The organism is Caballeronia sp. AZ7_KS35, assembly GCF_023631045.1.
GTDB classification, from domain to species: domain Bacteria; phylum Pseudomonadota; class Gammaproteobacteria; order Burkholderiales; family Burkholderiaceae; genus Caballeronia; species Caballeronia zhejiangensis.
This window is the reverse complement of sequence record NZ_JALQDV010000004.1, coordinates 36,228-51,807: the sequence shown is the minus strand read 5'-3', so window position 1 is coordinate 51,807 and position 15,580 is coordinate 36,228. Positions and strand designations below refer to the sequence as shown.

Genomic DNA, 15,580 nt, shown 5'->3' with positions numbered 1-15,580 from the left:
TAACGCGGAAATTCCGAGACCGCTTAGGCGGTGACCGCTTTTTCGACGAACTGTTCGAAGGCGGACGCCGGCGTCGTTGCAACCGGCGTGAAGTCACGGTGCGCAACGAACTCGGGACGCGTGGGCTTCACGAGAGCGTTCGAAACGGCCGAGAGCGTCAGATAGACAATGCGACGGGAATACGGGGTGATGTTGCCGGACGATCCGTGAACGATGTTTGCATGGAACATCAAGACTCCGCCCTTCTTACCCGTCGGCGTGGCAATGCCATTCTTCTCGACGAGTTCCGAGACCGTCTCGTTGTCGAGCGTCCAGAGCGGATACGAAGTCGTCTTTACATCGTGCGAGGATTCGAGTGCTCCGGACTTGTGGCTGCGCGGCACGACCATCAGCGGCCCGTTGATGGGCATCACATCGTCGAGGAAGATGGCGATATTCATCGCACGCGGCTCGGGCATGCCGTCGTCCTTGTGCCAGGTCGGGAAATCCTGGTGCCATTGCCAGACGTCGCCAGTGAACGCAGCCTTGTAGTTGATTTTGAACTGATGGAGGTAGCAGCGCTCAGCGAACAACTGCTCCACCGGGTTGACGAGGCGCTCGTCGGTGGACAGGATTTTGCACGCGTCGTTGTATTCCTGACACGCGAACGCCATACGAGGCGTACCGTCCTTTTCACGCCAGACTTCCGGACGTTGCTGCGTAAATACGTCGCTCGCCGCAGCACGAAGTGCTTCCACCTGGTCGGCCGGAAAGCATTCCGGGAGAAAGATGTAACCAAGCTCGTCGAACTCGGCGAGTTGTTCTTTTGTGAGTTGCATTTCTAAGTCTCCATATTTCTACAGAAAAAGCGGCCCCACATCCCGACGTGTTTGGGATGGTCAGTTGCCGCTGGGTACACGCTAATTCAGTCAGCGCTAACGATGACTTCCGTCAATCTTCGGTACATGTCGTTGCTCGCCCGCTGCATGTGCCGGGCCGCCAAATCGGTGCCCTCGAGCACATTGCCCGAAAGCACGTATTCAGTCATTTCCTCATGCTCTTCCCATGCACGCCCCGGCGTCTTTGGCTCGTCGAGCACGATGAGCATCGAGCGCATGAGATGAGCCCATCTGGTATTCATCATCTGCTCAATGATGCAGTTCCCTGAAAGACGATAAATCGCTCGGTGGAATTGCAGGTCAGCGCGAATCAGCATGGGAAGCGGGTCATCGTTCTTGTACGTCTGCTGCCCATGCACCAACGCGGTCCTTAGCGCTGCAACTTCTTCTGGCGTGACGATACGGTCCGCAACACGTTGTGCTGCCAAGCCGACCGCAGTCACTTCCAGTGCCTTGCGCGCTTGGTACATCTGCTTCATGTACTCAGGGTCGATTGGCGTCACCTCCAACCCCTGACGTCCCGAGTCACGAACAAGACCCTCATGCTTCAACAGCTGCAACGCTTGGCTGATTGGCTGTCGAGAGACGTTCAACTCGCTCGCGAGTTCGGCCTGGCGGATCCGCTGGCCCGGCTTCAGCTCTCCCAAGGCGATAGAAGCCATGAGCCGCTCGAACACTTGGTTCGTAAGCAGCGGACTATCCGCGACGAGGGAGGTTTGAATTCCGAATTCCATGATTAAAGATTAGGTATGCAGGATTTGGTTGTCAACGGTTTCGGCGTAGGGACTTCCCGAATGCGAAGGTCGATGTCATAATAAGTCTATGATTTAAAGATGAAAAAACATTTTTCTATGTTTTTCTCAGGGACAGTGTTGCTCTTCCACAGAGATTAAATAAGGGTAAACGCGCTCAAACGGCACGTTGACGGAGGTGCTAACGAGCTCAAATTACCGAAAACGGAATTCAGAATTCGTTCGATGCCGACCACCGATTCTTCGGACCAGATTCCGGAATACCAATTCGCTTCGCAACGGCGATCGTCAGCATACGCCGGCGCACTTGCAACCCGAGGAGATGGACGCCTTTCACTTCAAGGACCTGGATTTGACTATGACGGCAGCTAACTGCACCGAAGTCGTGGATTCCTGCATTCAATCTCTGATGGAGCTCGCGAGTCGCTCAGCAGGATATCCGGACACGCAGAGCATCCATGATGTCATCAGCGAGGCACTGGAGCGCGTTGGAAACAACGTCGGCGAAACCGCACTGGGCAAAGGCTTACTGGAACATTCGCTTCGGACCAAAGCGAACTTGGTCGCCCCGGCGGCGCCTGAAGTGGCTGGGGTGCTCATGAAGGCTTATCACGTAACGACGAGCGCCTGGTCAGGGAGATGAGGCTCGCTGTGATGTCGTGAGGCCGCAGCCGCGCATCAGGCTACCTTTGCCTCATGCTTCCGGAGACTCGGCGCTGAGGCGCGCGTAGAGGTTGGCTCCTGCGCGCTGGACGTGGCGCGCCGCTAGTTCAGATGCGTCGAGCACGGAGCCTCGCAGTATGGTTTGGGCGATGGCTGCATGCTCCTCCCATTCCAACGCGAGTGTGCCGACGCTGTTAGAGGCGATTATTGCGCGCATGATATGCGCCCACCGGCCGTTCATCATCTGTTCGATGACCTGGTTTCCAGACAACCGATATATCGCAACGTGGAACTGATAGTCGGCCCACGCAGCCTCTGGCGCGGACGCATGGTTGCTTATCTTCTGCCGGCCCTCTTCCAGCATGCGCGCGAGAAATGCTCGCTCCTCGTCCAACGCGCGATTGTCGGCGACACGTTGTGCGGCCAGACCAGCGGCCGTCGATTCGAGAGGCCGTCGAGCCTGGTACAAGAGGCGCATATAGTCCGCACGGATAGGCGTGACTTCGAGCCCCTGTCGACCTGAGTCCTGCAGTAGCCCCTCGTGCTTCAGCAACTGCAGCGCGTGGCTGATGGGTTGCCGCGAGACCTGAAGCCTAGAGGCCAATGCGGACTGACGAATCCGTTCGCCGGGCGCAAGTTCGCAAAGAGCGATGTCCGTCAGAAGTTTGTCGAAGACTAGGTTGATGAACAACGGACTATCTTCTACCGCATCGCGAGCAATCTCTAGTTCCATATTCTGAGGTCAACATACCCGTTCGCGAACCACCTGGAATTCAGGAAGCGGCCGATTGCACTGTTACAACGCTTAAATCCCGAGAATTTGGTCGAGCGTTCGGAGATTGAAAGCAAAGGTTTATCAGGGTGAGCCCTATTATAGTGCGGCGCAAAAATGGAGTTCGACTTCACCGCGCCCCTATACGAAGTACGCCGTCGCTTTTCGAGGGATCTCGATATCGAGTCTCGCACTGGCGAGTTCTCTCCGAAGTCGGCTGTTCTCCGCCTCCAGTTCGTTGATCGGGCGCGTCGATCGCGTGCGCTACTCTTCGTGACCGTCGACTTCGCCGACACTTTTAGCATTGCGACTGCGTCGACCCCAATTGCCCAAGGTTGCCACGGACACTCCAAGCTTACGCACGGCTTCGTGCTGCCCGACTGATTCGGCAGCCTTATGGCCTCGACTTTGAACTCGTCCGTGTACCGCCACTTTGGCACTAGCTTCTCTGACATTAGAACCTCCGTACAAAGAGAAATTGGCAAATTTCTGCTGTACGTGAAATCGAGGTATGGTCATACGCGAGGCCCTCGGCGAGTTGGAGCGCATCGGCCAGCAAATACTTTGGCAATATCTACGATCTTGGCTGCCGCATCGGCCGCGCCTTGCGCGTTCGATCCTGCGACCAGCACATGCACGTCGCCTTCGATCGTCGATGCCGCTGCCACCGTATTCAACGTCGCCGCCTTGATCGACGCATTGTCGTGTTCTGCAATTACGAGAATCGTCATGTTCAGATCCCCTTCGCTTCGGTTTTCAGTTTTTCGACCAGCGTCTTCACGTCCGGCACCGTGATGCCTGCGCTGCGCTTGGGCGGCTCGACGACCTTCAGCGTCTTTAGGCGCGGCGCGACATCCACGCCGACATCGGCAGGCTTCGCCGTCGTCAGCGGCTTCTTCTTCGCCTTCATGATGTTCGGCAGCGTCACGTAGCGCGGCTCGTTCGGGCGCAGATCGGTCGTGACAACAGCCGGCAGCTTCAGCGACAGCGTTTCCGCGCCGCCATCGAGTTCACGCGATACCGTGACTTTGCCATCCGCGATCAGACCTTCGATGCAAACGTCGCCTGCGACAAACCCGCGAGCGCCGCGAGCATCTGCCCGGTCTGATTTGAATCCTCGTCAATGGCCTGCTTGCCGAGGATGATCAACTCGGGCTTCTCCTGATCGACCAGCGCTTTCAAAACTTCGCGACCGCCAGAGGCTGCAGTTCTTCCGTCGTCTCCACCAGCACCGCACGATCCGCACCGATTGCCAGCGCCGTGCGCAGCGTTTCCTGACATTGCATCATGCCGCACGACACAACGATCACCTCGGTGGCCACTCCTTCAGACGCACCGCCTCTTCCACGGCGATTTCATCGAACGGGTTCATCGACATCTTGACATTGGCGAGTTCGACGCCGGTTTGGTCCGATTTCACGCGGACTTTCATGTTGTAGTCGACCACGCGCTTGACTGGCACCAGAAGTTTGAACATGAGCGAAACAGTTGATGAGTTGTTGTATGGCTAACGCCGATCGATCGATGCCTGGTCGGCGATATCCGGCCCATGCAACGCCGTCGGCTCTTCCTCCGCGATCGCAGCGCTACCGTCCTTGAGATGCACGCCGGTCACACCGAGTCGGAAGGCGTGTGTCAGAAGATAGTGAAGCTTGAACGCCGCCGCGCCATGAGGTAGGCCTTCGGGACGCACGTTGGAGATGCAGTTCCGTTCGGCGTCGCTGCGCCCGACTCGTGGTTCATAAGTGAGGTAAATGCCGAGGCTGTCGGGCGAACTCAGGCCCGGCCGCTCGCCGATCAGCATCACGACAATGCGTGCGCCAAGCAGCTCGCCGACTTCGTCGGCCAGCGCCACCCGCGCCTGCGACGCGATCACCAGCGGCCCGACTGTCAGATCGCCGAGCTTCGGCACGACGGCGCTCAGCAAAGGGATCGCCTGCTTCTGCGCGGCAAATGCCGAGAGACCGTCCGCTACGACGAACAGCACATCGCATGCGTTGCGATGCTGCATCTGCCATTGGTTCAACCGCGCGCGGCTTTCTTCGCTCAGACGACGACCCAGGTCCGGACGTCGAAGATAGTGACCCCGATCCGGCGCCGCACTTTCCACTTTCAAGGTTTCGTATCCGGCCTCGCGCAGTCGCTGATCAACTGCATCGACATCGAACGGATGATGCACGGCATCGCGCGCTTGCGCATGAGCCAGGTTGAACGCCATCAACGGCGCAGTCGGCAGGCTCGCGCCGGAACGGCCGAGCGCGATCCGCGCCCCCGTGAACTGCCGCAACGTCTGCCACGGATCGACTGTGAGCCTGTCCTTCATGAAAGCGCCATCCATTCGCGAGTACCGTCGAGCAAGGGCAGGCTGGTTCGCGCGCCGCGCAGCCGCCCGCTCATGTCGGTCACGTCGACGGCTTCGAGCCATTCCTCGAACTCGGGCGCGCGACGCAGTCCGAGCACTTCACGCGCGTACAAGGCATCGTGAAAGGATGTGCTCTGATAGTTCAGCATGACATCGTCGGCACCCGGCACGCCGATGACGAAGTTGATGCCCGCCACGCCAAGAAGCGTCAGCAGCGTGTCCATGTCGTCCTGATCGGCTTCCGCGTGATTGGTGTAGCAGACGTCGCAACCCATCGGCACGCCCAGCAACTTCCCGCAGAAATGATCTTCGAGGCCCGCGCGGATGATCTGCTTGCCATCGTAAAGATATTCCGGGCCGATGAAGCCCACCACCGTATTCACGAGAAACGGCGCAAATTTGCGGGCGACGGCATAGGCGCGCACTTCGCACGTTTGCTGGTCGACATCGTGATGCGCGTTCGCCGACAAGGCGCTGCCCTGTCCGGTTTCGAAGTACATGACGTTCTGGCCGACCGTGCTGCGTTTGAGCGACAACGCGGCCTCGTGCGCTTCCTGCAACAAGGAAAGCGATATGCCGAACCCCGCATTGGCCTTCTCGGTGCCCGCGATCGACTGAAACACCAGATCGACGGGCGAGCCGTGCTCGATCGCGGTGATCGTGTTGGTCACATGGGTCAGCACGCACGATTGGGAAGGCACCGCGAAGCGTTCGCGGAAGTCGTCGATCATGCGCAGCAGCGTGGTGATGGCTTCGAGGCTGTCGGTCGCGGGGTTGATGCCGATCAACGCATCGCCGCAGCCGTACATCAGACCGTCGAGCATCGACGCGGCGATGCCTTTGACATCGTCGGTCGGATGATTCGGCTGGAGCCGCACGCCCAGATGCCCGGGCAAGCCCATGGTGTTCCGGAATCGCGTGACGACCGGCCGCTTGCGCGCGCCCGCGATAAGGTCCTGATTGCGCATCAGCTTCGATACGCCGGCGACCATTTCCGGAGTGAGTCCGGCGCTCGCGCGTTCGAGGTCCGCGGTGGAAGTGTGTTCCGACAGGATCCATTCGCGGAACTCGCCCACCGTCAGCGACGAAACCGGCTGAAACGCCAGCGGATCATGCGAATCGACGATGAGACGCGTGACTTCGTCCGCTTCGTACGGAATGACGGCTTCGTCCAGAAACGCGCGAAGCGGCACGTTCGCGAGCGCGATCTTCGCGGCCACGCGTTCCTGCTCGCTGGCGGCCGCGAGCCCGGCGAGCTGATCGCCCGATCTCGACGGACTCGCCTTCGCGAGTAGCGTCTTCAAGCCGGGAAAGCGATAACGCTGAACCCCGATACGCTCGCTGAACGGCATGCTCGATGTTTCCTCAGGCAGTCAGATCAGAGCGCGGCGCACAGGCGCAAAGCGTCGTAAATCGCGGCGTGGATATTGCGGCTCGTGACGGCGTCGCCGATACGATGCAGCTCGAAGCCCTGCCCGCGGTCGTCGACTTGCGGCAGTGCGGCGAGCAGACGCGTGTTGTCGGTTACGCCGTCGTTCACGGATTGCGCGCGCAGTGCATCGAACACGTCGGAGTTCGGAATGGTTCCGTACTCGACCACCACCTGAGCGGCACGGTGCTCGGAGAACTCGCCCGTAAGCTCGTGCTCGAAGCGTGCGACCAGTTCCGCGCCATCGCGCCGAACCAAGACCAGCACCTGATCGATCTCGACCGGAATGCGGGCCTGGACGAACTTCTTGCGGATGACCGCGCGCTCGGAATACGGCATTTCCACGGCGAGCTTGTCGTCGAGCGTGAAGAACTTGAGCCGGCTGCCCTGCGCATGCAGTTGCAGCGCGGTGGTGGGCGCGTGCTGCTGGCCGATGGCGTCATAGACGATCACGTCCTGCTCCGCGGCCTTCGGATTGGCCAGCACGTCCCACGTGCTCGTGCAGAGTTCATGGCCTTCGATCCACGTGAGATCGGGCATGCCGCCCGTCGCGACGATCACGCAGTCCGGCGACAGGGCGAGGACATCGGCTTCGTCCGCATAGACGCCGAGCCGCACGTCGACTTCGAGCCGCTGCAGCTCCGCGATGCGCCAGTCCACGATCGAGAGCAACTCCTTGCGCCACACGGTGCGCGCGGCGAGCAGAATCTGGCCGCCCAGCGAGTCCGCCGCTTCGAGCAGGCTCACGTGGTGACCGCGCTCGGCCGCGACACGGGCCGCTTCCAGCCCAGCGGGACCGCCGCCGACCACCACCACGCGGCGACCGGGCTTCGCTGCGCGCGCGATGGTCTGCGGGAGGATCTCCTCGCGACCGCTGGCCGGATTGTGGATGCACGACCCCTTCTTGTACATGCAATACGATGCGCCGACGCAGGGACGAATGCGATCCTCCTCGCCCTTGACGATTTTCTCCACCAGATAGGGGTCGGCGATCTGCGCGCGCGTCATGCCGACCATATCGACGAGGCCTTCGCGCAGCGCGTGGCGCGCCGTGGCGACGTCCTGAATCTTCGCAGCATGGAACACCGGCAGCTTGAGCCCGCGCTTGAATTCGCCGACCAGATCGAGATAAGGCGCGCTGTGAACCGACATGTACGGCATGTTCGACTCGGCCAGAATGATTTCCTTGTCGGCGCGGCCGTAAATCGCATTGACGAAATCGATGGTGCCCTCGCGCTCGAAGGTCTGCGCGATCCTGAGACCTTCTTCGAAGGACAGCCAGCCGTCGGTTTCCTCATCGATCGTCATGCGCAGGCCGATGATGAAGTCGTCGCCCGCCTGCTTGCGCAATTCCTCATGCACCATCAGACAGAAGCGCATTCGGTTTTCCAGCGATCCGCCAAAGGAATCGGTACGAAGGTTGGTCGCGGGCGAAAGAAACTGGCCCATCAGATGGCCGCTGGTCAGCGTCTCCACGCCGTCGAGGCCGCCTTCGCGCGCCCGCGCCACGGCCTCGCCGTATTCGCGCACGATCCGCCTGATGTCGTGCAGATCCATTTCCCGGGGGAAATTGCGATGCCGCGTCTCGCGGATCCGCGACGGCGCGAGCGTGGGCAGCCAGTTCGACGACATCGAGTCCCCGCGCCTGCCGAGGTGGGAAATCTGCATCATCAGCGCCGCGCCCTGCGCGTGGATGCGGGTCGAGAACTGCTGCAGATAAGGAATGATGCGGTCGTCGGAGATATCGACTTGTCCGCCGCCCCAGCTGGTGTCGCTCGAAACCATCGACGAACCGCCGAACATCACCAGCGCCGCGCCGCCGCGCGCCTTTTCTTCGGTATAGCGCTGATAGCGCTCTTTGGGCATGCCGCCTTCGTCCATCGCCGTGGCGTGACTCGTGCTCAGAATGCGGTTTCTGAACGTGAAATGGCGGATCGTCAGCGGCTGCAGGAGCGGGTCTTTCGCGGCCGAAGCGGGCACCACCGGAATATGCGGATAGGGGCTGTTCATGACTTTCTTTTCTGAGAGGTCAATCGGTATCGCTTAGGGTTGCACCGCGCCTTGCCGCGTCGATGCATGTCGTTCGAGCCAGCCAGTGTCGAGCGTCGGAACGGACGACAGCAGCAGCTCCGTGTAGGCGTGATGCGCGCCGACGTGCAGGTCCGCGCTCGCGGTTTCCTCGACGGCCCGGCCCTTGTGGAGAACGAGAATGTCGTCGCAGAAGGAGCCGACCGTGCGCAGGTCGTGACTCACGAACATGTAGGAGAGGCCTTTTTCGCGCTGCAGCTCCCCCAGCAGATCGAGAATGGCGCTGGCGACGACCGTATCCAGCGCCGAGGTGATTTCATCGCACAGCACGAGTTCCGGCCCTGCCGCCAAAGCGCGTGCGAGGTTCACGCGCTGCTTCTGCCCCCCGGAAATCTCCGCGCAATAACGATCCGCGAGCGATGCCGGGAGACGCACCATGTCGAGAATGTCCGCCACCCGCTGATCCTGTTCGCCGCCGCGCAAGCCGTCGTAGAACCGCAGCGGCCGGCCGATGATTTCGCGCACCGTGCGCGACGGATTGAGCGCCGTATCGGCATTCTGATAGACGTATTGAATGCGGCGCAGCTGCGCCTTGGTGCGCTTGGCGATCATGCCCGGCAGCACTTCGCCGTCGAAGCGCACGGTTCCCGACGCGGGCGCCAGATAGCCCGCGATGACCGAGGCCAGCGTGCTCTTGCCGCTCCCGGATTCGCCGATCACGCCATAGGTCGCCCCACGCGCGATCGACAGCGAAAGCCCCTGCAGCACCGGCACCGCCGGCTGACCATCAGCCTTCGTTCTGCCGTAGCCCGCGTTCAGACCGTTGATTTGCAGCAGCGGCGTCGCGCTCCTGCTTTCGCGCTGGCGCACGGCCGGTTCCGCGGCCGCGATCAGCGATTGCGTATAGGGATGCTGCGGCGCGTGGATGATTTCCTCCGTGCCCGCCGATTCCACGATCGCGCCGTTCTTCAACACCACGATGCGATCGGCCATCTGTGCGACGACCGCGAGATCGTGCGACACGTACAGCGCCGTCACGCCGTGATCCTTCACCACCTTCTTGAACGCGCGCAGCACTTCCACCTGCGTGGTCACGTCGAGCGCGGTGGTCGGTTCGTCGAAGATCACCAGACGCGGCGACGTGACGAGCGCCATCGCCGCGAGGAGGCGCTGCAGCTGACCGCCCGACACCTGATGCGGATAGCGCTCGCCGATCTTCTCGGGCTCCGGCAGCATCATCTCGCGGAACAACTGCACGGCGCGCCGCTCGGCTTGCTCGCGCGTCATGAGGCGATGCAGCAGCGCGCTTTCGACGACCTGCCGCATGATCGGCAGCGCCGGATTAAACGATGCGGCGGCGCTCTGCGGCACGTAGGCGACGTCGCGTCCGTAAAGGCGGCGCAGCTCGGCGGTCTGCATCGCCTGGATGCGGTGCTCGCCGATCACGATCTCCTGCGCCTCGATGCGGGTGCCGCGGCGCCGTTGCCCGATCATCGACAAGGCGATGGTCGTCTTACCCGAACCCGATTCGCCGATCAGCGCCAGCACTTCGCCCTGGGCGATATCGAGGTCGATACCGTGCAGGATCGTCGAGACCTTGCCGTCCTGTCCGCGCCCGGTCACGCGCAGATCGCGGATTTTCACGAACGGCGCGTCATGCTGCGCGCGTGCGGAAACGGTCTTATTCATGATGCTCTGCTCCCTTGCGCTTCCAGCCGTCGACCAGCATGTTGACTGCGATGGTCAGCGTCGCGAGCGCGAGCGCAGGCCAGATCACGGCGGGCGCGCCGAACATCAGCCCGCTCATGTTTTCCTTCACGAGCGATCCCCAGTCCGCTTGCGGCGGCTGAATGCCCAGCCCGAGAAAGCCGAGACTGCTGATGAGCAGCACCACGAACACGAAGCGCAAGCCGAAATCGGCGGCGGCGGGACGAGCGATGTTCGGCAGAATCTCGCGGAACACCAGATACAGGAGGCCTTCTCCGCGCCCGCGCGCCGCCCGGATGAAATCGGTCGCGTGGACATCCGCGGCCAGCGAGCGCCAGATGCGATACGACCCCGGCATGTAGATGAAGCCCGCCGTGCCGATCAGCACCGGCACCGACGAACCCAGCGCCGCGACGCTGATTAGCCCGATCAGCAGCACCGGCAGCGAGACCACGGCATCGAAGAAACGGCTCAGAACAATATCGACCGCGCCGCCCAGCACCGCCGCGAACATGCCGAGCGCGCCGCCGAGCAGCACGGCCACGCAGGTCGCCGCCAGCGCGACGCCGACTGTGACTTGCGTGCCCGCCATCACCCGGCTGAATACGTCGCGGCCGAGCACGTCGGTGCCGAACAGCGTGGCTGCGCTCATGCCGCCATATGGCGCGCCATCGAGCACGGCGGCGGGATCGTGCGGGACCACCCACGGGCCGATCAGCGCCATCACGAGCCAGAAGAGCAGCACGATGCCTGCCGCCACCGTGACGGCCGAGCGCGCGCCGCGAGGTTTCGGCGCGCCCGGGGAGAGGGACTTCGCCGTGCGGAAGCTGAGGATTTTCGACATCGGAGTCACCGGCATGCGGTTTCGTCGTGGAGTTGATTCAGCGCGATCATCGGAGCCGCAATCTCGGATTCGCCGCGATGCCGAGCACATCGGCAATGCAGACGAGGAACAGGTAGGCCACGCAGAACAACATCGCGCAGCTCTGCACCAGCGGCATGTCGCGCGTCGAAACAGCATCCACCAGCAGACGCGCAAGCCCGGGATAGTTGAAGACCGTCTCGATGATGATCGTGCCGCCCAGCAGGTGCGACAGGCTCAGCACCATCGCGCTGGCGATCGGTCCGATGGCGTTGGGCAGCGCATGACGCAGGACCAGCGCCGCGGGACCGACGCCCTTGAGACGCGCCTGATCGATATACGGCCGATGCAGGATGTCGAGCAGCGCCGCGCGCGTCATCCGCAGCATCTGCGCGATGACGATTCCGCTCAGCCCGAGCACCGGCAAGGTGAAGGACCGGAACGCGTTGCGCAGCGTGTGCAGATCGGGCGAAAGGCTCAGAGTGGGCAGCCATCGCAAATGCACAGCGAACACCAGCACCGCGAGCGCGCCGACCAGAAACTCGGGCACCGAGATCACGGACAGCGTGAACATGTTCACGGCGCGGTCGAACCCAGAATGCTCGCGTATCGCGGACGCGATGCCCAGCGACAAGCCCAGCGGCGCGCAGAACAATGCTGCGATGCCTGCGAGCATCAGCGAGTTCGGCAGCCGCTCGCCGATCAGCTGCGCGACCGGCAGACTGTTGACGAGCGAGTTGCCGAGATCGCCGTGCATCAGTGCGCCCAGCCAGATGAAATAGCGGGTGGCCGCCGGCTGGTCCAGGTGCATGGACGCGCGCAGCGCGGCCACGGCCTCGGGTGTCGCGCTTTGCCCGAGCACGGTCTGCGCGACATCGCCGGGAAGTATCTCGGTGGCCGCGAACACGGCAACCGACACCAGCAACAACAGCACCACTGAAGCGCCGATCCGCTTCGCGATCAGGTTGATCATGCCAGCACACTTTCTCCTCGAACAGCATCGCGCGATGCGGTTCGAAACGGGTTTGACGCAGTGTCGAAACGGACCCGGGGTCAGGCCTGCAGCCAGATGTTCTCGGGGAACATGTAGCCCATGAAGTTGCCGAGCGGAATCGGCTTCATGCCCTTGACCTTGGTGGAAAACGCATCCAGCGCCGAGCGGAACACCGGAATGCCGATGCCGCCTTCATTCGAGATCATCTGCTGCATGTCCCAGTAAAGCTGGATGCGCTTGGACTGATCGCGCTCGCCGCGCGCGGCCACCAGCATCTTGTCGAAATCCGGCTTCTTCCAGCCGCTCTCGTTCCACGGCGAATCCGACTGGAAGTAGAGCGACAGGACCAGATCCGCCGTGGGACGCGCATTGGTCGCGCCGAACGTGATGGGATGCTTCATCCACTGATTCGACCAGTAGCCGTCGCCCGGCACGCGGCGCAGCGAGAGATTGAGGCCGACCGCCTTGGCGGTCTGCTGCCACAACTCGGCGATCTCGGCGGAATTCGCCGCCGCCGGCGATACCACCACTTCCACGCCCGGACTGCTCAGGCCGGCCTTCTTGAGGTGAAAGCGCGCCTTGTCCGGATCGTAGGGCCGCTGCGGCAGACTCGAATTGAAGTACGGATTCGACGGCGAGATGGGATGATCGTTGGCGACGACCGCATAGCCCTGATAGACGGTCTTGCTGATCTGCTCGCGGTTCAGCATGTACTTGGTGGCGAGCGCGAAATCGGCCTGATTGCCCGGCGTCTGATCGACGCGCATCACGATATCCGTGTAGCTGCCGGCTTTCGTCTCCATCATGACGACGTCCGGTACGCGCGAAAGCTGGCGCGCGGAGGTCGGCGAAATCGCGCCGATCATGTCGACCTCCCCCGAGATCAGCGCGTTCACGCGCGCGGTTTCATCGACGATGCCGATCAGCTCGATGCGGTCCAGATGCGGCAGCCCCGGCTTCCAGTATTTCTCGTTGCGCACAGCGACCGACGACGTTCCCGGCGAGAACGACTCGCAGCGGAACGGACCGGTGCCGTTCGCCTTCGTAAAGTCTCTAGCGCCGTTCTTGACGATGAGAAAGTGCGACACGGCGAGCATGACCGGCAAGTCGTCGTTCGGCGACGCCAGCACGATCCTGACGCCGTTTGCGCCGTCGGCTTCGATCGTGTTCATCTGCATGGCGAGCGCCTTGACCTTGGAGCCGACCGCGCCGTCCTTGTGGCGCGTGAGCGAATAAACCACGTCCGCCGACGTGAACGGCGAGCCGTCGTGGAACGTGATGCCCTTGCGCAGCTTGACAGTCCAGTTCTGCCCGTCGGTCGTGTCGAACGATTCCGCGAGCGTCATCTTCGCGGCAAGATGTTCGTCGAGCGTGGTGAGCCCGTTGTAGAACATGTAGTGACGCGCATAGTCGGTCGAATTCGAGCCGCGCGCGGGATCGAGCGTGTCGGTCGTAGACGTTTCCGCACTGGCGATCTTCACGGAGCCGCCGTTGACCGGCACCGCGTTCGCGCCCGCGGAAGTCGCGGCCGCGTCGATCATCGGCAGGCCCGCGACGGCGCCGATGCCCATGCCGGAAAGCCATTTAAGGAGCGTACGTCGGCTGACGCCGGCGTTCAGCGCATCCTCGAGATGGACGGCATCGAACGAATCGAGTTGGACCAGGTTTTTTGCGGACTGCTTCGCCATCGCTACGCTCCCTGCTTCACGGGGGTGGTTGAGGTAAAAGAACGAGTGGGGTTCAGAGCGCCGATATCCAGACACGGCGCGACGCCCTCGACAAGCTCGGTGACGAGGCGCCCGGTAATGCCTGCCAGCGTCAGACCGATATGACCGTGACCGAAGGCGTAGACCACGCGCGGATCGGTATCGCTATGTCCGATGACCGGCAAGGAGTCGGGCATCGAGGGCCGGAATCCCAGCCAAGTGCGTCCCGCCGCGCCAACGCCGGGCAACAAGCGCCGCGTCATGGCTTCGATGCGATCGGTACGCACGGGGCGCGGCGGACGATCGAGCCCGCCGAGTTCGACGGTGCCGGCCGAGCGCAGCCCTTCTTCCAGCGGCGACATATAGAAGCCGAACTCCGGATAGCAGGTCGGCGCCGACAGCAGCGAGCCGCTTTCCGGAAAGAGCACGTGATAGCCGCGTTCGGTGTTCAGCAGAACCCGGTCTCCCACCGTCGATGCCAGCTTGCGCGACCACGCCCCCGCCGCGACTACGACCCGGTCGAAACCGGCGTCGGGCGCGCTGCCTTCCAGCGTCACGCGGTCGTTTTCCGAGCGGATGTGCCGGATATCGGCGCGCTCGAACGTTCCGCCCTTGCTTCGGAACAAGGCTGTCAGCGCGAGCAGATACCGATACGGGTTGTCTAGTTGATAAGCCTCGTCGAACAACATGCCTTTCGCATAGTGCGGCGCGAGATTCGGCTCGCGCTCCCGCACCTGATCGTGCGACAGGAAGCTCAGCTTCACGCCTTCACGCTCTCTTAGCTCGATCTCCCGGCGCGCCTCTTTGAAGTGCTCGTCGGTTCGATACAGATAAAGACAACCCTTGTGACGCGCGAGGCCCGCAGCGCCCGCCTCTTCCATCAGCGACCGGTGCGCGGGTTCCGCGAAACGGATCAGCGAGCCAAGCACCGCCGCGATGCGGCTAACTTCGGACTCCGAACCGGCGCGCACAAATGCAAGAAGCCACGACATGAGACCGGGCAGATCGCGCCAGTAGATCGAGAGCGGGCCCGAACGGTCCAGCAGCATTTTCGGCACCGCTTTCAGGATGCCCGGCGACGCGACTGGGATGCATGCGCCGACGGCGAAGGTGCACGCGTTGCCGTAACTGCTGGCCTTCGCATAGCTGGATTCATCTTCCGGCAGCGCACGGTCGAAAACCGTCACGGTATGCCCAACCCGCTGCAGCCATAGTGCGCACGAGAGTCCGACGACCCCGCCGCCGACCACGGCGATACGACTTGAACGCGTCGTCCGCGCGAGTTGCGAGTGGTCTTGCCGGGAACGTTCCATCGCGTTTCAGTATACAAACAAGCAGTTTGTGGAATGGCGAAATTTTCGTGGCACCCGATAATACTGCCTATTTGCAGCTATCTGATGCGTTCATGGGATTTCATTCTGCACCAG

The 15,580-nt window shown here is 62.2% G+C and carries 12 protein-coding genes and 3 pseudogenes; 1 reads left to right on the top strand and 14 read right to left on the bottom strand.

The window, feature by feature from the left end:
• Positions 1 to 23: 23 nt before the first annotated feature.
• Both NCT05_RS08590 and NCT05_RS08585 read right to left on the bottom strand, forming a co-directional pair.
• Positions 24 to 818 carry a phytanoyl-CoA dioxygenase family protein gene (locus tag NCT05_RS08590; protein ID WP_250502086.1) on the bottom strand — a complete coding sequence of 265 codons (795 nt, stop codon included), beginning with the start codon at positions 816 to 818 and terminating at the stop codon, positions 24 to 26.
• 86 nt (positions 819 to 904) lie between these two features.
• Positions 905 to 1,612, bottom strand: coding sequence for a GntR family transcriptional regulator (locus NCT05_RS08585; RefSeq protein WP_284507498.1), 708 nt, complete (start codon positions 1,610 to 1,612; stop codon positions 905 to 907).
• Positions 1,613 to 1,952: 340 nt separating this feature from the next.
• Here NCT05_RS08585 and NCT05_RS08580 point away from each other — a divergent pair, with 340 nt between their 5' ends.
• On the top strand, positions 1,953 to 2,273 hold the full coding sequence (locus NCT05_RS08580; RefSeq protein WP_250502084.1) for a hypothetical protein: 321 nt from the start codon (positions 1,953 to 1,955) through the stop codon (positions 2,271 to 2,273).
• Positions 2,274 to 2,324: 51 nt separating this feature from the next.
• Here NCT05_RS08580 and NCT05_RS08575 read toward each other — a convergent pair whose 3' ends face one another.
• The 12 genes and pseudogenes from NCT05_RS08575 to NCT05_RS08520 all read right to left on the bottom strand — a co-directional run bounded on the left by NCT05_RS08575 (position 2,325) and on the right by NCT05_RS08520 (position 15,466).
• Positions 2,325 to 2,984 carry a GntR family transcriptional regulator gene (locus NCT05_RS08575; protein WP_250502083.1) on the bottom strand — a complete coding sequence of 220 codons (660 nt, stop codon included), beginning with the start codon at positions 2,982 to 2,984 and terminating at the stop codon, positions 2,325 to 2,327.
• A 220-nt stretch (positions 2,985 to 3,204) separates the two neighbouring features.
• Positions 3,205 to 3,520, bottom strand: a pseudogene (locus NCT05_RS08570) (transposase); the annotation flags it as partial.
• A 65-nt stretch (positions 3,521 to 3,585) separates the two neighbouring features.
• A pseudogene (locus NCT05_RS08565) lies at positions 3,586 to 3,796 on the bottom strand (adenine nucleotide alpha hydrolase family protein); the annotation flags it as partial.
• 2 nt (positions 3,797 to 3,798) lie between these two features.
• Positions 3,799 to 4,542 (bottom strand): annotated as a pseudogene (locus NCT05_RS08560) (electron transfer flavoprotein subunit beta/FixA family protein).
• 30 nt (positions 4,543 to 4,572) lie between these two features.
• Positions 4,573 to 5,388 (bottom strand): ethanolamine ammonia-lyase subunit EutC, encoded by an 816-nt coding sequence (eutC, locus tag NCT05_RS08555; protein WP_250502082.1) that lies wholly within the window; start codon positions 5,386 to 5,388, stop codon positions 4,573 to 4,575.
• The gene (locus tag NCT05_RS08550) at positions 5,385 to 6,779 is read right to left on the bottom strand and encodes an ethanolamine ammonia-lyase subunit EutB (RefSeq protein ID WP_250502081.1); all 1,395 of its coding nucleotides are present in this window, start codon (positions 6,777 to 6,779) and stop codon (positions 5,385 to 5,387) included. The genes eutC and NCT05_RS08550 overlap by 4 nt, the downstream gene beginning before the upstream one ends.
• A 26-nt stretch (positions 6,780 to 6,805) precedes the next feature.
• Complete coding sequence (locus NCT05_RS08545; protein ID WP_250502080.1) at positions 6,806 to 8,866, bottom strand: NADH:flavin oxidoreductase; 2,061 nt, start codon at positions 8,864 to 8,866, stop codon at positions 6,806 to 6,808.
• Positions 8,867 to 8,899: 33 nt separating this feature from the next.
• Complete coding sequence (locus tag NCT05_RS08540) at positions 8,900 to 10,573, bottom strand: ABC transporter ATP-binding protein (RefSeq protein WP_250502079.1); 1,674 nt, start codon at positions 10,571 to 10,573, stop codon at positions 8,900 to 8,902.
• A complete protein-coding gene (locus tag NCT05_RS08535) occupies positions 10,566 to 11,435 on the bottom strand; it encodes an ABC transporter permease (protein ID WP_250502078.1) in 870 nt (289 codons plus the stop codon). The genes NCT05_RS08540 and NCT05_RS08535 overlap by 8 nt, the downstream gene beginning before the upstream one ends.
• Before the next feature lie 46 nt (positions 11,436 to 11,481).
• Positions 11,482 to 12,426 carry an ABC transporter permease gene (locus tag NCT05_RS08530; protein ID WP_250502077.1) on the bottom strand — a complete coding sequence of 315 codons (945 nt, stop codon included), beginning with the start codon at positions 12,424 to 12,426 and terminating at the stop codon, positions 11,482 to 11,484.
• Positions 12,427 to 12,506: 80 nt separating this feature from the next.
• On the bottom strand, positions 12,507 to 14,135 hold the full coding sequence (locus tag NCT05_RS08525) for an ABC transporter substrate-binding protein (RefSeq protein WP_250502076.1): 1,629 nt from the start codon (positions 14,133 to 14,135) through the stop codon (positions 12,507 to 12,509).
• A 2-nt stretch (positions 14,136 to 14,137) separates the two neighbouring features.
• Positions 14,138 to 15,466, bottom strand: a complete 1,329-nt coding sequence (locus NCT05_RS08520) for an NAD(P)/FAD-dependent oxidoreductase (RefSeq protein WP_250502075.1) — start codon at positions 15,464 to 15,466, stop codon at positions 14,138 to 14,140.
• Positions 15,467 to 15,580 lie beyond the last annotated feature (114 nt).